The sequence below is a fragment of the Gracilibacillus alcaliphilus genome, assembly GCF_016909015.1.
GTDB classification, from domain to species: Bacteria; Bacillota; Bacilli; order Bacillales; family Amphibacillaceae; genus Gracilibacillus; species Gracilibacillus alcaliphilus.
On sequence record NZ_JAFBFA010000013.1, the window covers coordinates 1 to 21837 of the forward strand.

Genomic DNA, 21837 nt, shown 5'->3' on the forward strand with positions numbered 1-21837 from the left:
TGAAAATGACCGTTGTTTGCCTGGATTAAGCTTTATTTCCAGTGATTTTATGGAAATTGGGTCATTTTCACTCTTGAAATTCCGAGAGTCTATTTCATAATAGAGCCTCTTGTTATGCCATTTGTTTTGCTTTTTCAACGACTTCTTCAATGCGCCCAACCAAACGGAAAGCATCTTCTGGAAGATCATCATATTTACCATCTAGAATTTCACGGAAACCTTGAACGGTCTCTTGAACTGGCACATAGGAACCAGGCTGACCAGTAAACTGCTCTGCTACGTGGAAATTCTGTGATAAGAAGAACTGGATACGACGTGCACGAGATACTGTTAACTTATCTTCATCAGATAACTCATCCATACCTAAGATAGCAATAATATCCTGTAGTTCTTTATATTTTTGTAATGTTTGCTGTACTTCACGAGCTACATTGTAGTGATCGTCTCCAACAACTGCTGGGTCAAGGGCACGTGATGTGGAAGCAAGTGGATCCACGGCTGGGTAGATACCTTGCTCTGACAGCTTACGATCAAGGTTTGTAGTGGCATCTAAGTGAGCAAATGTTGTTGCAGGTGCCGGATCCGTATAATCATCGGCTGGTACATATACTGCTTGAATAGATGTAACAGAACCTTTGTTAGTAGATGTAATACGCTCTTGCAATTGTCCCATCTCTGTAGCAAGTGTCGGCTGGTAACCTACGGCAGAAGGCATACGGCCTAATAAGGCAGATACCTCAGAACCTGCTTGGGTAAAACGGAAGATGTTATCAATAAATAACAACACGTCCTGACCTTGTTCATCACGGAAGAATTCAGCCATTGTCAAGCCTGTTAATGCTACACGCATACGCGCTCCAGGCGGTTCGTTCATCTGACCGAATACCATCGCTGTTTTCGAGATTACGCCAGAGTCTTTCATTTCATAGTAAAGGTCATTACCTTCACGAGTACGCTCTCCAACACCTGCAAATACGGAAATACCACCGTGTTCTTGAGCAATGTTGTTGATTAATTCCTGGATAAGTACGGTTTTACCTACACCCGCACCTCCAAATAAACCGATCTTACCACCTTTAATATAAGGTGCTAATAAGTCTACTACTTTAATTCCTGTTTCAAGAATTTCCGTTTCTGTCGCTAATTCGTCAAACTTAGGTGCTGGACGGTGAATAGGGTCACGGCGTACCGTGGCACTCATCTCTTCATCCAAGTCGATTTTCTCACCTAATACATTGAAGACACGACCTAATGTTTCTTCACCTACTGGCACAGAGATTGGTGCTCCCAAGTCAATTGCTTCTGCACCACGTTTTACACCTTCAGTACCTGACATCGCAATGGTACGAACGGCATCATCACCTAAGTGAAGTGCTACTTCGACAATAAGCTCTTGTGCTTCGCCATTAACATCATACTGAATTTTCAACGCATTATAAATTTCAGGGAGTCTGCTGTCATCGAATTTAACGTCAACAACTGGCCCCATGATTTGAATAACGTGTCCTTTAGCCATCGATTTCCCTCCTAACTTAATCATTCGCTACCGATCAAAAATATTATTCTAATGCAGCGGCTCCACCAACAATTTCGGTAATTTCCTGTGTGATAGCAGCCTGTCTTGCACGGTTATACTGCAGGGAAAGATCCTCAATAAGATCATCTGCATTATCTGTCGCACTCTTCATAGCAGTCATACGTGAGGCATGCTCACTTGCCTTACTATCAAGCAATGCTCCGAAAATCAAGCTCTCTGCATACTGTGGCAATAATATATTTAAAATATCTTCTTGGTTTGGTTCATACTCATACGTACTGTGTACACCAGCTGCATCTTCTGCTAAATCAGTCAGTGGTAAAAGTCTCTTGTCTGTCACTTGTTGGGATATTGCACTAATAAAGTGATTGTAGAAAATTACTAACTCATCAATCTCCTCTTCGACAAACAACTGAACGGTATCAGAGGTTAACTCTTGGATTTCAGCAAAGCTTGGCTGATCTGATAAACCTGTCACCTCTTTTAGTATTGGCATATTGCGCTTCTTAAAGAAATCACGGCCAATACGTCCGACAGCAATAATTGCATACTCGTCTGGAGATTGATGGTGCTCTTGAATCCTGCGATATACGGCACGAAGAACTCCACTATTGAAGGCTCCAGCCAAACCACGGTCAGAGGTAATTACAAAGTATGCTGTTTTCTTGACCTCACGAGTCTGTAACATAGGATGTTCTACATCTTCTTCACTTCCAGCAGCAATACTGTTCACTACTTCCTTGATCTTATTACTATAAGGATCAAAAGCCTTCGCGAACTCTTCTGCCCGTGATAGTTTCGATGCCGATACCATATGCATAGCCTTAGTGATTTGCTTGGTCTTCTGTGTAGATGTTATTCGTGTTTTAATATCTCTTAACGATGCCACTTCGTTTCACCGCCCTTTCCTTAAAGGTTGACGCTAAGTGCTTGAAAAAATTTTTCTGCTCATTACTGCTTATTCAGATACAATGAAAGTCTTCTTGAAGCTTTCGATAGCTGCACGCATGTCATTATCATCCGCTAATGCACCTGTATCGCGTACAGTAGCTAACAGTTCCGGCTTGTTATTCTCTAACCAAGTTAGGAATTCTTCTTCAAAACGAGTAATGTCTTCTACTGGAATATCATCTAAGAAGCCTTTTGTCAGGGCATAGATGATCATTACTTGTTTCTCTACTACCAATGGCTTATGAAGACCTTGCTTTAATACTTCAACTGTACGTGCACCACGATTTAACTTCGCCTGTGTTGCCTTATCAAGGTCTGAACCGAACTGAGCAAATGCCTCTAATTCACGGAAAGAAGCCAAGTCAAGACGAAGTGTACCTGCTACTTTCTTCATCGCTTTAATCTGTGCGGAACCACCTACACGTGATACAGATAAACCTGGGTTAATCGCTGGTCGAACACCAGAGAAGAACAAGTCAGACTGTAAGAAGATTTGTCCGTCTGTGATTGAGATTACGTTGGTAGGGATATATGCAGAAATATCTCCTGCTTGTGTTTCAACAAATGGAAGTGCAGTTAAAGAACCTCCACCTTTGGCATCACTAAGCTTCGCTGCACGCTCTAATAAACGAGAGTGTAAGTAGAATACATCCCCAGGGAATGCCTCACGACCTGGCGGACGGCGTAATAATAAGGAAAGCTCACGATATGCGTTCGCTTGTTTTGTTAAGTCATCATATACAACTAGGACATGCTTTCCGTTGTACATGAATTCTTCACCCATGGATACACCCGCATATGGTGCCAAATATTGAAGCGGTGCCGGATCACTGGAACCAGCAGATACAACGATAGTATAATCTAATGCGCCATACTTACGTAATACTTCTACTGTCCCACGAACAGTAGAGTCTTTCTGACCAATAGCAACATAGATACAGATCATATTTTCAGTCTTTTGATTTAAGATCGTATCGATCGCTACAGTAGTCTTACCTGTTTGACGGTCACCAATGATTAACTCACGCTGACCACGACCAATCGGTACTAAGGCATCAATCGCCTTGATCCCTGTTTGTAATGGCTCATCTACTGATTTACGGTCCATTACACCAGGTGCTGGAGATTCTAATGGACGGGTTTTTGTTGTTTCCACTGGACCTTTACCATCAATTGGCTGGCCTAGCGGGTTCACCACGCGTCCGATAAGTTCCTCCCCTACTGGCACTTCCATAATACGGCCTGTACGGCGAACTTCATCCCCTTCACGAATTTCTGTATATGGTCCAAGGATTACAATCCCGACATTGGATTCTTCTAAGTTTTGTGCCATACCCATGACACCATTTGAAAATTCGACAAGCTCACCAGACATGACGTTATCTAACCCATGTGCACGTGCGATACCATCACCGATCTCGATAACCGTACCTACATCACTTACTTCAATATCTGAATCATAGCTTTCGATTTGCTGCTTAATCAGTGCACTGATTTCTTCAGCTTTAATGCTCATGCCATTTCACCCCTATCGTTCTTAATTTACTGCTGTTATTTGTCGCTCTAAGCGGTTCAACTTACCTTTAATTGATCCATCATACACAGTATTGCCAATACGGATACGGATACCGCCCAGTATAGAAGGATCTACTATATTGTTTATTTTTAAGGCACTTACGTTTAATTTCCTGGTAAATACACCTTGCAATGCTTGCTGTTCTTCCTGTGTCAACTCTCGCGCTGAATATACGGCAGCTTCTTCGATGCCTTTTACTTTATTATTAAACGTGATAAAATGATCGGCAACTTCGGGAACAATCTTTTCATTATGGCGGTCAACAAGCATAAAAAGAGTATGTAATACATCCTTTGAAAAGCCTGTGAACGCTGAAGTAAGAAGTTCTTTCTTTTTCTCTGCAGCTACTTTTGGATGCTGCAAAAATGCAAGTAACTCTGCATTAGTAATGAAAACTTCTTTTACAGTCGTTAATTCCGCTTCTAACACATCGGCAGTTCCTTTAGTTTGAGCTATTTCGAAAAGAGCTTCTGCATAACGTTTAGCTACAGTCGTATTACTCATCGCTCTTCTCCTACCTCTTTAATGTAGTCACTGATCAATTGCTCTTGATCTTCTGCATTAATTTCTTTCTCAATTACCTTCGTGGCAATTTGTACAGATAAGGTTGCCACTTGTGCCTGAAGTGCTTCAACTGCTTTTTCTTTTTCACGTGCAATATCTTCTTCAGCTGATTTCTTAATGCGAACGGCTGCTTCGTTAGCGGCCTCCATAATCGAACGTTCTTGGTCGATCGCTGCTTTCTTCGCATCTTCAATAATTCTCTGTGCTTCTTGGCGAGTTGATTTCAGCTGTTCATTAGCTTCTTGTGCAGCCTTCTCTGCTTCCACACGATTCTTCTCAGCCGTTTCAATCTCATTCGCAATATGATTCTCACGTTCTTCCATTTTGTTCATTAACGGACCCCATGCGAATTTCTTTAATAAAGCTAGTAAAATTAAAAAGCTGACGATAGAAAACACCATGTCGCCACCCTGCAATCCACCAATTGACGCCTGAATGACGAGTCCATCTGTTAACAGTTGCACAGTGCTCACTCCTTCCCACTCCGATAGTTGTATCTATTGAAAAATTCATTTTCATTGATTGTATATTACATGCCAGCTAGTGACATCCCCTTGTTACAAAGGAATGGCGAAGGTTGTCTGAGACGAACTTCGCCACTCTGCATTATTCAATAAGAAGATACACATGGAGCATAATTGCTCCACACGTCTTCTGCTATCTACGTTACATTACCATAAAGGCAATTACTACGGCGAAAATTGGAATCGCCTCTACTAACGCTACCCCGATAAACATAGTTGTTTGAAGTGGACCTCTTAATTCTGGCTGACGTGCGATCCCTTCTACTGTACGACTTACGATATTACTAACCCCAAAACCAGCACCAAGTGCCGCTAAACCAATTGCAATTGCAGCTGCTAAAGCTTCCATTACTTGTTTCCTCCTTTAAAATGTATAAATAATTAAGATAATATTATGTTAATGGTCTTCGCTCACTTTGTGAGAAATATAAACCATTGTTAACATGGTAAAAATAAATGCTTGAATAGCTCCTAAGAACATACCAAAACCTTGCCACGCCATCATCGGTATAATGGAAGCGACAGTTGTAAAAGGTACAGCTATCATTGCCATTTTCGTGATAAGAGATAGTAGTATTTCTTTTGCAAAGACGTTACCGAAAAGACGTAGACCTAGTGTCAAAGTATTTGTAAATTCCTCAATAATTTTGAAAGGCAATAAGAATGGTACTGGGCTGATAAACCCTTTGCAGTAGGCTTTGAACCCTCTTACCTTTATCCCATAATAGTGACTTAGAAGGACAACTAACCCTGCTAAGGATAATGTAACTGTTGCATCAGCTGTTGGTGATTTCCACCATAATGTATGTCCAACTACACCCATAAAGATGACCCCAAGCATATTACTTACGAAGACAAACACCAATAGAGTTAGTCCAAGCGGTAAAAATACTTTACCGGTTTTCCAGCCCATTGTATCTCCAATAATCCCTTTAACAAAATCAACAATCCATTCCATGAAGTTTTGAAAACCTGTAGGCTTCATTTGCAGTTTCCTTGCTCCCAGTGTACAAATAATAAACACAATTACAGAGGAAACAAATACCATCAACGTTGTTGACAGGTTAAAATCCAGCCAAGGAACACCGAACAGGTCTTCCAACATCGGTGATTCGTGATCCAATTCCTTCACCTCACTTCCCTTTTCTAGTCATAAACATAATAGATATTGCAAAATCTATCATAATAACAACATAGGTTGTCATTAATCCAAAAACAACGGCCATCAAATGGAAATGTTCTTCAAAACGCATAGCAATAACTATTGCTAATGCAGGTGCAGCTAGTCTAATAAATGTTCCAATCCCTTTCGTGCGGCCACTCTCGGCCACAGATTGTCCAAATTGATCGATTTTACGCTGCATGATCCATAAACTGTAGAAACTCAGTGCTGCTCCCAGCAGGAGTCCGAGGAAGATTCTTGTATATGGGGTAAAGCCCCAGCCAAGAACAAAAATGGCAAGAAGGAAGAACATCCATTTACGCTGACGGGTTACCATTTGACTAAATTGATCCATAATTACTCGTCCCCCGTGATTTCTCTTACGTAATGAATGGTTCCGTATATACCGGCTCCTATTCCTAGAAGAAGCCCTAATACTAAAAAAAGTGGTGAAGTTGATAAGTGGTTGTCTATATACCTGCCAATGAACAATCCCAGTAATGGACCGCCGACAAGTTGTGACAAAATCGCAGAATAAATGGCAAATCCGTAGTAACCTTTTTCTTTAGGTGGTGACATTTGCTCACCTCGGTTGCTCCATTGAGATTTCCACATAAGTATGGAATCTATTACTCACTGACGTGTGTAGTGGACAATAGATTATACACTGTTTACACGACGAATTTTTACCAGTAGAAAGATAGAATATTGCTCTTATGTATATGCATATGAAAACGATGACCTATCCAAAAATGTTGCCACTACCTTGAAACCCTTATCATCCATACTAGATTAGAATACAATAGAGCCCTTATAATGTCAATCCAAATTTAAGACAAAAAGCAAAAATAAACGGTCATATTTCAACATTTTTTATAAAAATCCTCATTTTCAAGCTATTATTTAGTTTCAGACGGTTTTTGAATAAAATGTGACAATTAGTTCGAGTTTCGAAGCACCTGTCTGCCATGGGAAAACAGGATGCAGCTAACCGCCCCATCCTGTTTGATATTGATATACTTCACCCGCTTTGGTTTCGATGGTAATATTTGCAATATACGGGCGTTCCAGCAATTCTTCCTCCTGAATTTCGCCTTCCCAGACACCTTGTGGGACGTCCTCTGCTTCATCCACTGTAGCGACAAAGGCAAATGTCTGTGGATCATACAGATCGATCGTTAACCGCTTGGCTTCCTCAACGAGATACAGCTTATAGTAATAATGATCATCCAATGGTGTCACACTCAGTTCTAACCCCATAACTTGAGGTACTTCTGCTTGATCAGTCACATACATATATGGTAATGGCCGATCATTTAAGTAAAGATAGCCTTGATTAATCCCTTCTGATTGGCTGTTGGTTCTAATTGTTGCTTGTATCGTCAGTTCCCTTTTTTCATTAGGCTCTAATTGAAAGCTTGGCGGTAATTGAAAGCGGATCTCTTGTTCTTGCGGCGGGAGAGAGAATTTGTATTGTTGTGTTTGCTGTGAAACATTTTCGACAACCAGCTTCGCCGATACTTGTTCGCTTAAGTCAGTTCGTTGGCCAAATGATAATAATGACTGGTAGATTAATGTATCTGTCTCAATAGCTGCCTGCGGATCTACTTTTCCTGCTCCTTGTTCTACTGGTTGATAGCCGTCTAATGGATGGGCTGTTGTCAGAAGAGCTGCTTTTAATTGTGCTGGAGTCCAATCAGGGTGTGCTTCTTTTATTAACGCCAAGATGCCAGCCACATGCGGGGCTGCCATACTTGTCCCGCTTAATGCTTGATATCCTTCAGGCACGGTGCTGACTATTTCTGCACCTGGTGCGACAATTTCCGGCTTGATTGCCCAGTTTACTGTTACAGGCCCTCTTGAACTAAAGTCGGTTATTGTATCTGATACAGGCTCATGCTCTAACAAGAGATACCCCGGATGATCGGTCAGCCAGTCTCCGTCCTCCTTGGAAATAGCTGCAACCGGGATCGATACATCGGCTTCTACTGCTCCTTGAAACAGCCCAGGTTCTTTATTGGCAATCAGCAAGGCTGCGGCACCTTGCTGCTCAGCTTCAATGGCCAACTGGGCAAATGGAATGTCACTTCTTTCTGTGATGAGAATTTTGTCATGTCCTTGGAGTTGCTGCAAGTCGGTCGTTACTTTTACATCCTTGGTAAAATCCCAAGGAACAGAACCTTCCATTGGAACTATTTCAATTCTTTTTTGTTGAAATCGGTCATAGAGATAGGGTTGTTGAAGTTCTGGTGTGGAGGCCCCCACCGATACGACTTGGCTTGCTGTGGCCGGAGATCCTACCGTCCACAGGTCTGGCCCTGTGTTTCCATTGGCTATTACGACAGTCACCCCAAATTCAGCTGCCCGATTAACGGCTACACTGGTCGGCCAATCCGGGCCATTGATCGAATTTCCCAAGGATAAATTAATAATATCCATTCCATCTTTCACAGCCCTTTCGATAGCTGCCATTACTTGAATAGAATTGCCTGCACCACCGGGTCCTAATGCCCTATAGGCATATAACTCCGCCTCAGGGGCAATTCCTGTCATTTTACCGTTTGCTGCAATAATACCAGCGACGTGTGTTCCATGTGTAGTGGGAATACCTTGCTCGACCTTTGTCTCCATTGGATCATCATCAAGATCGACAAGATCATAGCCGCCTTGATAACTTGCTTGCAGATCTGGATGTGTATAATCTATCCCGGTATCAATTACCCCTACCTTGACTCCCTTACCGGTATAAGGAAGCTGTTCCTGTAGTATAAAAGGAATGCTTTGATTGATATTACCTGTGTCTCGAAGTGCTTGATAGGTTTGAGCAGGGTATGTTTTTTTGATAAAAGGCTGTTTTCTTAACTTCTGAAGGTTTCGTTGGTCAGTTTGAATGGCAATCCCATTGAATATCGTGTCATATACTTCAAGAATATCTATTTGTGGATAATACGTTTCCAGCATTTCCACCGTTTCTTGCGGATCATCCTCTACCTCGATAATGAGCGAAAGATCTGGTGGAGAGAGGAATAACATAAGAGAAAACAAAATCGACATACATCGCACTCCTTTTTGGATAGGAGGTTGTTCAAAAAGTCACCAATCGATAAGCGGTAAATGTCTTCGTTGGCAAGTTTGTGAACACATACCATAGGGGTAGTATGAATCAGTTGCAATGAAGATATGTATAGAGAAAAAAAGAGGTCCCGAATGCTTAAGAAAGAGAGGTATAAGCACTCGGAACCCTTTTAGAATTGTTTATTTTGTTCCAAATAAACGGTCACCTGCATCGCCCAGACCTGGAACAATATAGCCTTTTTCATTTAATTTTTCATCTAATGCACCTAAATAAATATCCACATCAGGATGTTCTTCCTGTACCAGTTCTACTCCCTCAGGGGCCGCAATCAGGCACATTAATTTGATATTCACTGCACCACGCTTTTTCAAGGAATGAATCGCATCATTAGCCGAACCGCCTGTTGCAAGCATTGGATCTACTACAATCAGTTCGCGTTCTTGGATATCAGTTGGTAATTTAATGTAATACTCTACTGGTTTTAATGTCTCCGGATCACGATACAAACCGACATGGCCTACCTTTGCGGTTGGGATCAATTTAAGAATACCGTCTACCATCCCTAAACCGGCACGAAGAATCGGAATCACACCAATTTTCTTACCGCTGATGATTTGGGTAGTCGCCTCTGTTACTGGTGTCTGAATAGTTGTTTCTTCGAGAGGAAGATCTCTGGTAATTTCAAAAGCCATCAGGGCGGATACCTCGTCCACTAATGCACGAAACTCCTTAGTACCTGTACTTTTATCGCGAATATACGTTAATTTATGTTGAATTAATGGGTGATCAAAAACATATAACTTACTCATGCGAAAAACTCCTTTTTATATTAATTATGCTTCGATTCAAATTAATCATCCTTAAAATTGTACAGAAAAATCAGGCGGCTTGCAAGCACAATCAAGGAAATGGATTGGAGACACCGTCTCTCTGTGCTTATATGCTTTTAGTTTGAGTTAGTGAATAAGATTCCTCTATTCATCACTTTTCGTTTTGACGGACAACTTTCGGGATTTTCGCTTTTTTTGTCCCTCATCTGCGTTTTGATGGACAACTCTTCAGAAGTTTCGCTTTTTTTGTCCCTCATTTGCGTTATGACGGACAACTTTCGGGGATTCCACTTTTTTTTGTCCGTCATTTGCGTTATGACGGACAACTCTTCGGAAGTTTCACTTTTTCTGTCCGTCATTCCTTTTGTTACTAACGAAGAATCGCTCTCCACACTTTACTATTTATAACAGTGTACAATTCAGCTAAACTCAAAAAAGCAAATCTGCCCAAAGTAGGCTGATCTGCTTTAACGATTATTGATATAGAGGGAACTTAGCTGTTAACGCACTTACACGTTCACGTGCTTCTTTGATGGATGCTTCGTCTGTCGGGTTCTTTAATGTCAATGCGATAATCTTCGCCACTTCTTCCATCTCTGCTTCACCAAAACCGCGAGAGGTTACGGCTGCTGTACCGACTCGTACACCAGAGGTAACAAATGGGCTTTCTGGATCGAACGGAATAGTATTCTTATTTGTCGTAATACCTACTTCATCTAATGCCTCTTCCGCTGCTTTACCTGTTAGGTCTAATTCACGTACATCTAACAGCAATAAGTGGTTATCTGTACCGCCAGAAACGATACGAATACCTTCTGCTTGAAGTACCTCGCCAAATTTTTGTGCATTTTTGATAATATTTTTACCATATTCTTTGAAAGATGGCTCCAGAGCTTCTTTGAAGGCCACGGCTTTTGCTGCAATCACATGCATTAACGGCCCGCCTTGCATACCTGGGAATACAGTCTTATCAATCTGACGCCCATACTCCTCTTTACATAAAACCATTCCACCTCGTGGTCCGCGTAATGTCTTATGTGTTGTTGTTGTAACAAAATGGGCATGCGGCACTGGATCTGGATGTAAACCAGCAGCTACTAAACCAGCGATGTGTGCCATGTCTACCATTAAATAAGCGTCCACTTCATCCGCAATTTCACGGAATTTCTTAAAGTCAATTTCACGAGAATAAGCACTCGCACCAGCTACGATCATTTTTGGCTGTACTTCTTTCGCCTTTGCTAATACGGCTTCATAATCTAATCGTTCTGTATCTTTATCCACACCATAATCAACAAAATTGAAAAGCTTCCCGCTAAAGTTTACAGGGCTTCCATGTGTTAAGTGACCACCATGGCTTAAATTCATACCTAATACGGTATCTCCCGGCTCCAGCACAGTGAAATAAACGGCCATGTTGGCTTGAGCTCCCGAGTGCGGCTGCACATTGACATACTCTGCCCCGAAGATTTCTTTTGCACGATCACGAGCCAAGTCTTCTGCCACATCGACATGCTCACAGCCACCATAATAACGACGACCAGGATATCCTTCTGCATATTTATTCGTTAAGACTGATCCTTGCGCCTCCATTACTGCTTCGGATACAAAGTTTTCTGAGGCAATTAATTCAATCTTATCGTTTTGACGTTTTCGTTCATTCTCAATCGACTGATAAAGTTCTGGATCAAAATTTTTCAAGTGCTTCATGGATAGTTCCCCCTAAAAAAATAGATATTGTGTCTTAATCATTCGTCATTAACTCAATCTTATTCTAAAATAACATTATTTTCAAGATTATTCTAGTCCTTTTTACGAATAATAAAATAAAAATATGCACCTTCATTCGTAAAAATAAAAGTACATATCCTATTTACATAGATGATGGATAAACGGCTCGAGGACCGCCAATTAACTTCGGTCTTGTGCGTGCATGTGTTGTCCGGGCATGTCCTACATAGTTCTTCATCAGACGGATAGGTACAGCCACAGGTTTTAAATGCATCCCTATCATCGTCTCTCCAATATCCATCCCAGCATCGGCTTGGATCGTTTCTACCATCACGGCCTCCTGCATATGGCTGTATGCATAGGCTGCCATTGCCCCTCCAGCCTTGCGAACTGGCTGGGCAGACACTTGCTGCAAATGATGTGCACGCATGACTTGCTTCTCTACCACAAGGGCACGATTTAGATGTTCACAACATTGAAAGCATAAATGAACACCTGTCTGCTGGCGCAAGCGGTCTAATTCTTGAAACAAAACAGCAGCTATCTCTTCACTTCCTGCCGTTCCAATCTGTTCACCTGCTACTTCACTGGTAGAACAACCTATCACAAATAAATCGCCTTCAGCAAGAAAACCAAGCGACACCCATTCATCCACCATAGATCTGATATCTTGCTGCCATTGCTCCAGATGCATGAATCATCGCCTCTTCCTTTCCATGTTTGGGTTATTAGAGAACTACCACTGTTTATTTATTTTCGTATGCAGTTAATTTTGCTATTCGATTGGCATGACGCCCACCCTGAGCTTCGGTAGTAAGCCATGTCCGGGCAATTTCACGTGCAAGGCCTGCTCCGATCACACGCTCTCCCATTGTCAGCACATTGGAATCATTATGTTCACGTGTTGCCTTGGCACTAAATAAATCATGGACTAAAGCTGCACGAATGCCATTTACCTTATTAGCAGCAATGGCCATTCCAATACCTGTACCACAAATTAAAATGGCACGATCAAACTCTCCGCTTGCGACACGTTCGGCAGCAGGGATACCGTAATCAGGATAATCCACTGAATCAGCACAGTTACAACCAATATCCTCATACTCTATATTTAGCTCTTCCAACAACTCAGCTATCTCTTTTGACAAATGAATTCCGCCATGGTCTGATGCTAAAATGACTTTCATAGTAATGTTAGACGCTCCTTTTTGTAATTAATCTCTATTACTGTGCTTCTATCTTACCACATTTAGCATCAAAAAACTGCTTTTTAATTTAGCTTAAATTGACTAAGTTTAGCTTTCAAGCCTTGTGCTTGTCGATCCAAGGCAATTGCTAATCCCTCTAGGTGTTCCGCAAAATCCGCTTGTTCAGAAATGGTGGAATGGATTTCCTGCGCTCCGGCAGATGTCTCCTCTGCTATGGCCGCTACATTCTCCGATTTCACTTGTGTTGCCTCCATTTCTTGCAGCTGTGTATTCATCAGTTGAGAAATATCTTGAATCGAAGAGGCAACTTCATCTACAGACGCCGCCATATGATCTATGACCTCTGTGGTTTGTTCTCCTTTCTGTACCTCTGCATGCGTACCTTGAACATGAGTACGCATGGTTCCTACAACCAATTCAACATCTGTTTGCATCGATTTAATTAAATCAGAAATAGTCTGTACCGCTTCTGAACTCTGATCAGCCAGCTTGCGCACTTCTTCTGCGACAACAGCAAATCCTCTACCTTCCTCACCAGCACGTGAAGCCTCAATTGAAGCATTCAATGCTAACAAATTGGTTTGTTCACTAATATCCCCAACCATTGAAATAACATTCTCAACTTCTTGTGCCTTTTGTGATAAACGATTAACGTCTTGCAGTGCCAGCTCTTGATTGTCTGCTAATACCATAATTCCTGATACCAAACGGCTAATAACATCCTTTGATTCCTGAAGCTGGGCAACCATTTCATTTGACTTATTTTGTGAATCTTCTGCCCGTTCGTCAACTTGTGTTGCCAAACGCGTAGCATTATCCACTGCCTCAGCCGTCTGCTGGATTGCTTCAGAAGTCTCCTCAGCACCTGAAGAAATCTGACTAACCGTATCCTCCAATGCTTCCGTTTGTTCCTTTGTTAGGGATGTGGCTTGCTTCATCTGGCGTACTGATTCGGTTGTATCCTGCGCATGTTGATCAATTTCCTCCAAAACCGAACGCAGTTGGGATACCATTTTTTGAAAGGCTATCGTTAAAGCCCCGATTTCATCTTCTGTTGTTTTTGGTGAAGCAATGTTCTGCTTCAAATCCCCCTCTGCCACTTTGGAAGCAATCGTTTTTAACTCAATCAATGGTTTGGTAATCACTCCAGCAGCAATAAATGCCAGTATTCCTGACCAAATAATCCCTAATAATAAAGTAATTAATACAAAACTTACTTCTGAAACAGAGATAAATTCTCGAATATAGTCCTGTAATACATAAATAAAAAATGCACTCGTAGAATATGTAATAAGAGCTAATAATGTAGTGAACAATACCAATTTCAGTCTAAGTTTTAAACCTTTTCTCTGCTTCTCCATTAACCCATCCTCCTGAACCATGACTTTTTATCTATTCTTATTGTCCAACTTTTTTACCAATAATTCAAGATAATTATTGATTTCTTCATAAATTTGTTGATAAGTCATGATATCTCCACCAAAAGGATCGGCAATATCCACATTCTGAACAATCTGTTCCAACTCGTTAATCTTTTGCTGCATCGCCGGTCCAGCCTCAGGGTCAGCTGCTTTTAATTCTTCTAAACGCACATAGGCAGCCTTTAGCTGTTCCCAGGCTTGTTGAAACTGTGGATCGGCATATTCTTTCAATGTATATATTTTCCCTTCAAAAGAAGGATATTGTTGTTTCAGTACATCACGATGTCCTTGGGTCATGGTCAGCACCAAGTCTGACTCTTCTATCAGTGACGGAGTAACTGGCTGGGACTGGTGACTGCAAGCTATTCCATGATTAGCCAGAACGGTTTGTGTACCTTCAGATGACGGCTGACCAGCAGCTGCAAAAATGCCGGCAGATTGTACTTGGTGGTTTGTTCTATCCTGTAAAATGGCTTGTGCCATTGGACTGCGGCACGTATTTCCTGTACAAACAAATAATATCTTCATCATTACTGCCTCCATTTGTGATCCTTTATCACCTATCATATCTGTTCTTTATCTAATAATATCTTGTACTTGTTTAATTCGCAATATCAGCAGGATTTCCTTACCACCACATTTGTAAACCAAAAAAAATTAAAATAATCCCTCCAATCACCTCACTGTAAGTACCCAGTAAACGGTGCGCCCTGCGGCTAATCATCAGAGCGATCCAAGTAAACACCATGCTAAACAAGCCAAACAGCAGGATCGCAAATACTGTAGCTATACCTGAAAGCCCTAGTGATAACCCGATCGAAAAACTATCCAAACTTACACTAAAGGCAAATACTAATAAACCCAACCCTACTGGTGCTAAAACAGGGGTTTTTTTTTGGAGAAAAGTTTGTAAAATCATTTGCAGACCGATCGCACATAATAGTAATCCTGCTGCCAGCAGGGCAATTTCTTCTATTCTATCTGATAATAATGCCCCTAGTAACAAACCTGCAAACGGCATCAAAACATGGAATATGCCTACCACAAATCCTATAAAGGCAATCCGTTTCAAACGAATTTCTTGCATGCCAATCGCAAGACCTACCGAGAAGGCATCCATTGACAACGCAAAAGCCATACAACTAATAGAAAATAAAGCCACCACAAAAAGAACCCCCTAACCATAGTAGACAAAGAACGATTACTTCTTGTCCCATTTTTATGCAGGGAGTTGTTATTATATGTTTTTAATTCGGTCGGTGGCAGCTTTAGCTAACCTATTCATTATAGCTTCCCCTATTCCCTCTGCAGGAAAACTCTCAGATAAAATCAAATCGACTGATTTATGATTAAAATAGCGTAAGCCAAAATAAAGATTTGCCGCTACTTCCCGCAGATTGTCATGGTTGCCGCAATTATACTTCTCATTGGCATCCAGCTGTTCTATTAACGATGAACTAGCGAGCACACCTACTTTATGACCAGCTTGTTGATAACGTCTGATTTGCTGCTGGAAGAAAGCTTTGTCTCCCTCAATTAGATATAATGGAGCATCCGGCTCATAATGGTTATATTTCATTCCTGGGGACTTCGGTTGTGCTGTCTCTTTTAAAGGTTTTGGCAGTTTCACGGATCCAATCACTGATTCAATCTCTTGTTTAGTCACGCCTCCCGGCCGTAAAATCACCGGAATCTCTCCCGTTGCATCGACAACTGTCGATTCTAAGCCTACGCCTGTTGCTCCGCCATCTAATACACAAGCAATGCGCCCTTGCAGGTCATCATAAACATGGTCTGCCGTAGTAGGACTTGGTTTACCTGATACATTGGCGCTAGGAGCAGCTAATGGCAAGCCTGACTCTTTTAGTAAGGCTCGAGCGACCGGATGATCAGGCACGCGAATAGCTACTGTCGATAAGCCGGCTGTCACGGTCGGCGCCACTTGCCCATTACTTTTGAGGATGATTGTAAAAGGACCAGGCATAAAGTGATCGATTAGCTGTTGTGCCATCGGTGATATTTCTTCTGTGTAATATTTGATTTGATTGGAATCATGGACATGGACAATCAATGGGTTATCCGATGGCCGACCTTTTGCTTGAAAAATCTTGGCTACTGCCGCTTCGTTTGTCGCATCAGCTCCTAAGCCATATACCGTCTCAGTTGGAAAGGCAACGACCTCGTGGTTCTGTAAATATGCTGCTGCTTTGCGTAAAGCCTCTGTTGTCGCTTGTGTTCGTTCTGTTCTCATGTTATCCCTCGATATAGTATGTTTTGTAGTGAAAAGTCCGGTAACGTTAAGTATCCACAGAGAGGTATGTCCTCCCCGTGGATGAAAATTTTATTACAGCATTAACCTTCTGATAAGTCTCATCTTATTATAACTGCTGTGAAAAAATGTGCAAGTGGGATACACTATTCACATACTTATACACAAATTATTGGCTAAATGTGTATAATCCCCTATTTTATCCCCAACAATTAGGGAATAACTCTACCTTTTTGTACATGGGAGGTAATTTATGCACATGGTTATGCACAAATAAGACTATATCTGTGTATAAGTTCTTTTTTTACCCACATTTGCTAGGTTAGTTATCCACCACTTTGCTTCTAATGAACTGTCCAAGTCCTTTTCTGACGGCTGATAACCTAATTGTGTGAATAACTCATCTAACATGCCGCTAGTACTGTGGGTAACTAAATGTGTCGCTTTGTTATCAAACGCAATCTGTTCTGCTGATTGAATGATTGTCACTGGTAATAATATAGGGGCATGGCGCTTGATTATTAAGCTCCTTAACCAATACAGCTGCTCCTCAACTGCAATTAAGGAAAAAAATGCAATCGGGGTTTCGCCTTGATAAATAAAGTAGCCCCCCTCTTTTTGCTGTTCATACTCTGCTGCCGACATCGTCTGATCAAAAAATGCAATATACTCCTGTTGATCCAAGTATTTCGTTGCTTTTAATTCCATTTCGATTCACCTCTATCATTTTTCTATTACTATCAAGTTATGTGAGAAATGATAGAGATATGATTAACTAAACCATTTTAAAAAGAAAAAAGTATATTCAATTTCAGCATCATCATCTTCCTTACCGCTCTCCGCTTCCTCACTGTCTTCATCTATCTCTTCAGCTGACTCTTCCTCATCAACGGTAGTGCCAAACGAAAAATCAAGAAAACATAATGGTGGAAACACGACACACCACCAATTTGATCCTTCAGCTTCTCCTATTGAAATCAGAATCGCTTCATACTCACCAGCTGGATATAGATAACCATCATATAATTTTGTCGGAAAGGCGACATCTTTTCGATAACTAACTTGATAGGGCTGATCACCTACCGTTTCGGCTACAATCTTGTCAATATCATCGATCCGTGCCTCAATTAGTTCCCTTGCTTCATCAATATTACGAATATCTGCCACCCATTCTGTCACTTCTTCATTAACAGCATCACGGACTTGATGCTTTAATGCTTGATCTTTATCATCATCACTATTTGCCAGAATGCGCAAGCGGATTGCTTCATCTGGAATAACTTGTGGATTTATTTCTTGAGTTACTACTTTCTGTGGAAAAAAACCAATTACTAAAAAGATAAGGACACTAAATAAAATAAGTTTTCGCATGATTATCCTCCTATAGAACGTTTGTTAATCCTATTGTGGACAATCGAGAAAACTTTTAAACTTACAATCTATATATTTTCTCTCTTTAGCAGAAAAACAACTACAGAAGTGCTTGAACGATACGGTCTTTGCCATTAATATCTTGACAGATGCTTATCCTACTGGCAGGAAACTGCTTCTGAATAAGTGCTGTAACTGCTTCCGCCTGGGTATGGCCGATTTCAAAAAATAACATACCATCAGTGCACATCACTTGTCTGGCTTGGTGGATAATTTGTTGATAAGCATACAATCCATTATTGGCGGCGAACAATGCCAATTCTGGATCATGGTAACGAACGGTTTCTGATAACTGTTCCTTTTCCTGATAGGCAATATACGGCGGATTGGAGACAAGCACATCTAATTGGATTCCCTTCTCTATCAACGGCTGCAGGAAGTCCCCTTGATAAAATTGTACTGGTGCTTGTAACACTTCTGCATTTCGTCTGGCTATTTGCAAAGCTTTTTCAGAAATATCAACAGCCCTTACGACAGCTTGTTTGTCCCCCTGCCATTCTTTAGCTAGGGTAATAGCAATAATACCACTGCCAGTACCAATATCAGCACAATCAATGGATCTCTTGGTTACAGTAGTTAGGACTTGTTCCAGTAATTCTTCGGTTTCCGGCCTTGGAATAAGCACATCCGCATTCACCTGAAATTCACGTCCATAAAAAAATTCTTTCCCTGTTATATGCTGAACAGGAACCTTGGTCTCTGCGTGCTTGGCTACTTTGTGCATAAACTGTTGATAAGCTTGTTCTGGCATTGTTTCTCTCATACGTGTCATTAAATCTATTTTTGTCCACTGCAGCTGATCCAGCAGTAAGATCTCTGCTACCTTTGGCTCGCATTGATGTTCCATTAAAAAAGAAGAAGCCCAACCAAGGGCCTCATAAATGGTCTTTGTCATCGTTATTCACCGATTTCTTCCATCTTTTGTGCTTGTTCTTCAATAATCAAGGCATCAATTACTTCGTTCAGCTTACCTTCCAAGATTTGATCTAGCTTTTGGATAGTTAATCCGATTCGGTGGTCTGTGACACGATTTTGTGGAAAGTTATAGGTTCTAATTCGTTCCGAACGATCACCAGATCCGACCGCCGATTTTCGTGTTTGATCATACTCTGCTTGTGCCTCTTGCTGAAATTTATCATAAATCCGAGCACGCAATACCTTCATTGCCTTCTCTTTATTTTTAATTTGTGATTTCTCATCTTGAATCGATACTACAATTCCCGTCGGTTCGTGTGTTAAACGAACAGCTGACATGGTCGTGTTTACTGATTGTCCACCAGGTCCGCTGGAGGCAAACGTATCGACACGAATATCCTTTTCATGGATATCGATTTCTACTTCTTCTGCCTCGGGCATAACGGCTACGGTAGCTGTCGATGTATGAATCCGGCCGCCTGATTCTGTTTCTGGGACACGCTGTACACGGTGGGCGCCATTTTCAAATTTCAGCTTCGAGTAAGCACCTTTTCCATTGATCATAAAGATTACCTCTTTAAAACCACCTACTCCGGTTGTGTTTGAATCCATTATATCGATCTTCCAACCTTGTGATTCGGCATAACGGGAATACATTCGGAATAAATCACCGGCAAACAAGGCCGCCTCATCCCCACCGGCAGCTCCACGGATCTCCATAATAACGTTCTTGTCATCATTCGGATCTTTTGGTAATAGTAAGATCCTCATCTCTTCTTCTAACTCTTGCTGGCGCCCGGACAGCTCACTAATTTCCATTTTAGCCATTTCCCGCATTTCATCATCTAAGTCGTCTTCTAACATTTCTTTAGCGTCTGCCAACTGCTGAGTCACATCTTTATATTCACGATAAGCAGCTGTCACATCTTGCAAATCTGATTGTTCTTTGGAATATTCTCTTAATTTCTTAGAATCACTAATGATTTCCGGATCACTCAGTAATTCATTTAACTTTTCATAACGTGCCTCTAACGCTTCTAAACGATCTAACACGTTCTTCACCTCTTTCTCCGATTCACCTAAGTTATAGTATATAGAAAATACCGAATACCGGCAAAATTATCGATGGTGTGTCTTTAATTTCGCCTTTGGATGGTTAGGCACTTCATGGTGATGCCGGCATCTTGGTTCATATGCTTCCGTCGCCCCTAGCAAAAAGACCGGATCATGATAGGAAGCCGGTTGACCATCTATCAGGCGTTGAGTTCTGCTGGCTGGCGATCCGCAGATGGGGCAAACCGCATGCAGTTTTGTTACAAACTCACTAATGGCCAATAGTTGAGGCATTGGCCCAAACGGCTCGCCACGAAAATCGGTATCCAAACCGGCAAGCACAACCCGGTAACCGCGATTGGCCAGTTCGGAAACGACTGGTACGATATCCTCATCGAGAAATTGCACTTCATCAATGGCTATTAAATCAATACCTTCCTCTATATCAGTTAAAATATCCGGAGATTTTTGGATCGGTCTGGCCATAATCTCCATGCCGCTATGGGACACAATATATTCTTTACTGTAGCGACTTTCCCATTTGGGCTTATAAATAGCAACATTTAAGTTACCGTATGTAGCACGGCTGATCCTGCGAATTAATTCTTCTGATTTTCCCGAAAACATGCCGCCGCATATTAATTCGATCCAACCAGCTTCTTTCATCATATCCATACTTGCTGCTCCCTCCAACCTTCGTACTTCTCATTTTACCACGAATAATCATTTAATATGTAGGTTTTTTTTATCAGAAAGTCTTTGTTCTAATTTATAGTGCGTATTCAAACAGGCCTTTTTTCAGACAGAGCTTTTGCTTGTTCCATTGAAGCTTAGCTGAGGTTCTGTTGTACTTTTATTAAACCAAGCTTACCAAAGTTCATTACTATTCAGGATACAGGCTGACTGTAAAGAGAAGCTGAGGGGATAAGGAAGGAACACACTTTTATTTCGCCGAGAAAAGCTGGGGTTTTTCTGTTATTTTTATGACAGACCTAAAGATATTTTTTGGCTTTTAGTGTTTGTCATTTTTATTGTGACGGACAGTAGGATGACTTTCCTTGCTGTTTTGTCCGTCATTTCCAATCTCGTGTGAGTAGAATTAGCTGACAGTTAGCTGATTGTCTCGTCTGTCTGTTGACTTCCATCCATGTCAAGACATAAAAACAGGCAGAGGATAGCCCACCTGCCTGTTTCTTAACATTATATAGTTGCTTTTGAAAAAATACCGATTATTTAAGGTTATATTTTTTCTTGAATCGGTCAACTCGACCGCCGACTTTGTCAGCTCTTTGCTTACCAGTATAGAACGGGTGAGAAGCTGAGCTAGTTTCTACACGGATTAATGGGTAAGTGTTGCCATCTTCCCATTCAATTGTTTCATCAGATGATGTTGTTGATCCGGTTAGAAATTTGTAGTCAGAGCTTGTATCAAGAAACACGACTTTACGGTATTCTGGATGAATTCCTTCTTTCATGTCTATCCACTCCTTTTGCCCTGAATCCCTTGGAAACAGAGTTAAATTCACATGCGGTATCGCACATATGTCACACAGAAGAATTATAACAGTATGTACTAACCTTTGCAAGGG

General features: G+C 41.3%; 24 protein-coding genes. All 24 read right to left on the minus strand.

What is annotated here, in order from left to right:
* Positions 1 to 112: 112 nt before the first annotated feature.
* The 24 genes from atpD to JOD18_RS11125 all read right to left on the minus strand — a co-directional run bounded on the left by atpD (position 113) and on the right by JOD18_RS11125 (position 21723).
* Positions 113 to 1516 (minus strand): F0F1 ATP synthase subunit beta, encoded by a 1404-nt coding sequence (gene atpD, locus JOD18_RS11010; protein WP_204669085.1) that lies wholly within the window; start codon positions 1514 to 1516, stop codon positions 113 to 115.
* A gap of 43 nt (positions 1517 to 1559) precedes the next feature.
* Entirely contained in the window at positions 1560 to 2426 is an 867-nt protein-coding gene (locus JOD18_RS11015) for a F0F1 ATP synthase subunit gamma (protein WP_204669086.1), read from the minus strand.
* Between the two features lie 69 nt (positions 2427 to 2495).
* Positions 2496 to 4004, minus strand: coding sequence for a F0F1 ATP synthase subunit alpha (atpA, locus tag JOD18_RS11020; RefSeq protein ID WP_204669087.1), 1509 nt, complete (start codon positions 4002 to 4004; stop codon positions 2496 to 2498).
* A gap of 21 nt (positions 4005 to 4025) precedes the next feature.
* The gene (locus tag JOD18_RS11025) at positions 4026 to 4568 is read right to left on the minus strand and encodes a F0F1 ATP synthase subunit delta (RefSeq protein WP_204669088.1); all 543 of its coding nucleotides are present in this window, start codon (positions 4566 to 4568) and stop codon (positions 4026 to 4028) included.
* On the minus strand, positions 4565 to 5092 hold the full coding sequence (gene atpF / locus JOD18_RS11030) for a F0F1 ATP synthase subunit B (RefSeq protein ID WP_204669089.1): 528 nt from the start codon (positions 5090 to 5092) through the stop codon (positions 4565 to 4567). The genes JOD18_RS11025 and atpF overlap by 4 nt, the downstream gene beginning before the upstream one ends.
* 202 nt (positions 5093 to 5294) lie before the next feature.
* Positions 5295 to 5501, minus strand: coding sequence for a F0F1 ATP synthase subunit C (gene atpE / locus JOD18_RS11035; RefSeq protein ID WP_204669090.1), 207 nt, complete (start codon positions 5499 to 5501; stop codon positions 5295 to 5297).
* Between the two features lie 48 nt (positions 5502 to 5549).
* Positions 5550 to 6275: a F0F1 ATP synthase subunit A gene (gene atpB, locus JOD18_RS11040; RefSeq protein ID WP_204669091.1), complete on the minus strand. Its 726-nt coding sequence runs from the start codon at positions 6273 to 6275 to the stop codon at positions 5550 to 5552.
* Between the two features lie 10 nt (positions 6276 to 6285).
* Positions 6286 to 6669: an ATP synthase subunit I gene (locus JOD18_RS11045; protein WP_204669092.1), complete on the minus strand. Its 384-nt coding sequence runs from the start codon at positions 6667 to 6669 to the stop codon at positions 6286 to 6288.
* Between the two features lie 2 nt (positions 6670 to 6671).
* Positions 6672 to 6893, minus strand: a complete 222-nt coding sequence (locus JOD18_RS11050) for an AtpZ/AtpI family protein (RefSeq protein WP_204669093.1) — start codon at positions 6891 to 6893, stop codon at positions 6672 to 6674.
* Between the two features lie 408 nt (positions 6894 to 7301).
* On the minus strand, positions 7302 to 9368 hold the full coding sequence (locus JOD18_RS11055; RefSeq protein ID WP_204669094.1) for a S8 family serine peptidase: 2067 nt from the start codon (positions 9366 to 9368) through the stop codon (positions 7302 to 7304).
* A gap of 201 nt (positions 9369 to 9569) precedes the next feature.
* Positions 9570 to 10199 (minus strand): uracil phosphoribosyltransferase, encoded by a 630-nt coding sequence (upp, locus tag JOD18_RS11060; protein ID WP_204669095.1) that lies wholly within the window; start codon positions 10197 to 10199, stop codon positions 9570 to 9572.
* Between the two features lie 495 nt (positions 10200 to 10694).
* Entirely contained in the window at positions 10695 to 11930 is a 1236-nt protein-coding gene (locus tag JOD18_RS11065) for a serine hydroxymethyltransferase (protein WP_204669096.1), read from the minus strand.
* 163 nt (positions 11931 to 12093) lie between these two features.
* Entirely contained in the window at positions 12094 to 12645 is a 552-nt protein-coding gene (locus JOD18_RS11070; protein WP_204669097.1) for a TIGR01440 family protein, read from the minus strand.
* A 52-nt stretch (positions 12646 to 12697) separates the two neighbouring features.
* Positions 12698 to 13138 (minus strand): ribose 5-phosphate isomerase B, encoded by a 441-nt coding sequence (rpiB, locus tag JOD18_RS11075; RefSeq protein ID WP_204669098.1) that lies wholly within the window; start codon positions 13136 to 13138, stop codon positions 12698 to 12700.
* 83 nt (positions 13139 to 13221) lie between these two features.
* Complete coding sequence (locus tag JOD18_RS11080) at positions 13222 to 14520, minus strand: methyl-accepting chemotaxis protein (protein ID WP_204669099.1); 1299 nt, start codon at positions 14518 to 14520, stop codon at positions 13222 to 13224.
* Positions 14521 to 14547: 27 nt separating this feature from the next.
* Entirely contained in the window at positions 14548 to 15111 is a 564-nt protein-coding gene (locus JOD18_RS11085) for a low molecular weight protein arginine phosphatase (RefSeq protein WP_275582995.1), read from the minus strand.
* Positions 15112 to 15208: 97 nt separating this feature from the next.
* Positions 15209 to 15718 (minus strand): manganese efflux pump MntP, encoded by a 510-nt coding sequence (locus JOD18_RS11090; protein ID WP_204669186.1) that lies wholly within the window; start codon positions 15716 to 15718, stop codon positions 15209 to 15211.
* A 99-nt stretch (positions 15719 to 15817) separates the two neighbouring features.
* Complete coding sequence (locus JOD18_RS11095) at positions 15818 to 16831, minus strand: L-threonylcarbamoyladenylate synthase (RefSeq protein WP_204669100.1); 1014 nt, start codon at positions 16829 to 16831, stop codon at positions 15818 to 15820.
* A 297-nt stretch (positions 16832 to 17128) separates the two neighbouring features.
* Positions 17129 to 17557, minus strand: a complete 429-nt coding sequence (locus tag JOD18_RS11100) for a hypothetical protein (RefSeq protein WP_204669101.1) — start codon at positions 17555 to 17557, stop codon at positions 17129 to 17131.
* Positions 17558 to 17620: 63 nt separating this feature from the next.
* The gene (spoIIR, locus tag JOD18_RS11105; RefSeq protein ID WP_204669102.1) at positions 17621 to 18220 is read right to left on the minus strand and encodes a stage II sporulation protein R; all 600 of its coding nucleotides are present in this window, start codon (positions 18218 to 18220) and stop codon (positions 17621 to 17623) included.
* Between the two features lie 100 nt (positions 18221 to 18320).
* Positions 18321 to 19175: a peptide chain release factor N(5)-glutamine methyltransferase gene (gene prmC / locus JOD18_RS11110; protein ID WP_204669103.1), complete on the minus strand. Its 855-nt coding sequence runs from the start codon at positions 19173 to 19175 to the stop codon at positions 18321 to 18323.
* Between the two features lie 2 nt (positions 19176 to 19177).
* Complete coding sequence (gene prfA / locus JOD18_RS11115; protein ID WP_204669104.1) at positions 19178 to 20248, minus strand: peptide chain release factor 1; 1071 nt, start codon at positions 20246 to 20248, stop codon at positions 19178 to 19180.
* A gap of 66 nt (positions 20249 to 20314) precedes the next feature.
* Positions 20315 to 20923, minus strand: a complete 609-nt coding sequence (locus tag JOD18_RS11120; protein ID WP_204669105.1) for a thymidine kinase — start codon at positions 20921 to 20923, stop codon at positions 20315 to 20317.
* Positions 20924 to 21477: 554 nt separating this feature from the next.
* Positions 21478 to 21723 (minus strand): type B 50S ribosomal protein L31, encoded by a 246-nt coding sequence (locus JOD18_RS11125; RefSeq protein WP_204669106.1) that lies wholly within the window; start codon positions 21721 to 21723, stop codon positions 21478 to 21480.
* Positions 21724 to 21837: the final 114 nt, after the last annotated feature.

What these genes read in the sequence shown, in the direction of transcription:
- atpD (WP_204669085.1), bottom strand. Translation starts at nt 1,516, where the DNA reads ATGGCTAAAGGACACGTTATTCAAATCATGGGGCCAGTTGTTGACGTT.
- atpA (WP_204669087.1), bottom strand. Translation starts at nt 4,004, where the DNA reads ATGAGCATTAAAGCTGAAGAAATCAGTGCACTGATTAAGCAGCAAATC.
- JOD18_RS11025 (WP_204669088.1), bottom strand. Translation starts at nt 4,568, where the DNA reads ATGAGTAATACGACTGTAGCTAAACGTTATGCAGAAGCTCTTTTCGAA.
- atpE (WP_204669090.1), bottom strand. Translation starts at nt 5,501, where the DNA reads ATGGAAGCTTTAGCAGCTGCAATTGCAATTGGTTTAGCGGCACTTGGT.
- JOD18_RS11045 (WP_204669092.1), bottom strand. Translation starts at nt 6,669, where the DNA reads ATGGATCAATTTAGTCAAATGGTAACCCGTCAGCGTAAATGGATGTTC.
- JOD18_RS11050 (WP_204669093.1), bottom strand. Translation starts at nt 6,893, where the DNA reads ATGTCACCACCTAAAGAAAAAGGTTACTACGGATTTGCCATTTATTCT.
- JOD18_RS11055 (WP_204669094.1), bottom strand. Translation starts at nt 9,368, where the DNA reads ATGTCGATTTTGTTTTCTCTTATGTTATTCCTCTCTCCACCAGATCTT.
- upp (WP_204669095.1), bottom strand. Translation starts at nt 10,199, where the DNA reads ATGAGTAAGTTATATGTTTTTGATCACCCATTAATTCAACATAAATTA.
- JOD18_RS11065 (WP_204669096.1), bottom strand. Translation starts at nt 11,930, where the DNA reads ATGAAGCACTTGAAAAATTTTGATCCAGAACTTTATCAGTCGATTGAG.
- JOD18_RS11070 (WP_204669097.1), bottom strand. Translation starts at nt 12,645, where the DNA reads ATGCATCTGGAGCAATGGCAGCAAGATATCAGATCTATGGTGGATGAA.
- rpiB (WP_204669098.1), bottom strand. Translation starts at nt 13,138, where the DNA reads ATGAAAGTCATTTTAGCATCAGACCATGGCGGAATTCATTTGTCAAAA.
- JOD18_RS11080 (WP_204669099.1), bottom strand. Translation starts at nt 14,520, where the DNA reads ATGGAGAAGCAGAGAAAAGGTTTAAAACTTAGACTGAAATTGGTATTG.
- JOD18_RS11085 (WP_275582995.1), bottom strand. Translation starts at nt 15,111, where the DNA reads ATGATGAAGATATTATTTGTTTGTACAGGAAATACGTGCCGCAGTCCA.
- JOD18_RS11090 (WP_204669186.1), bottom strand. Translation starts at nt 15,718, where the DNA reads ATGGCTTTTGCGTTGTCAATGGATGCCTTCTCGGTAGGTCTTGCGATT.
- JOD18_RS11095 (WP_204669100.1), bottom strand. Translation starts at nt 16,831, where the DNA reads ATGAGAACAGAACGAACACAAGCGACAACAGAGGCTTTACGCAAAGCA.
- JOD18_RS11100 (WP_204669101.1), bottom strand. Translation starts at nt 17,557, where the DNA reads ATGGAATTAAAAGCAACGAAATACTTGGATCAACAGGAGTATATTGCA.
- spoIIR (WP_204669102.1), bottom strand. Translation starts at nt 18,220, where the DNA reads ATGCGAAAACTTATTTTATTTAGTGTCCTTATCTTTTTAGTAATTGGT.
- prmC (WP_204669103.1), bottom strand. Translation starts at nt 19,175, where the DNA reads ATGACAAAGACCATTTATGAGGCCCTTGGTTGGGCTTCTTCTTTTTTA.
- JOD18_RS11120 (WP_204669105.1), bottom strand. Translation starts at nt 20,923, where the DNA reads ATGGATATGATGAAAGAAGCTGGTTGGATCGAATTAATATGCGGCGGC.
- JOD18_RS11125 (WP_204669106.1), bottom strand. Translation starts at nt 21,723, where the DNA reads ATGAAAGAAGGAATTCATCCAGAATACCGTAAAGTCGTGTTTCTTGAT.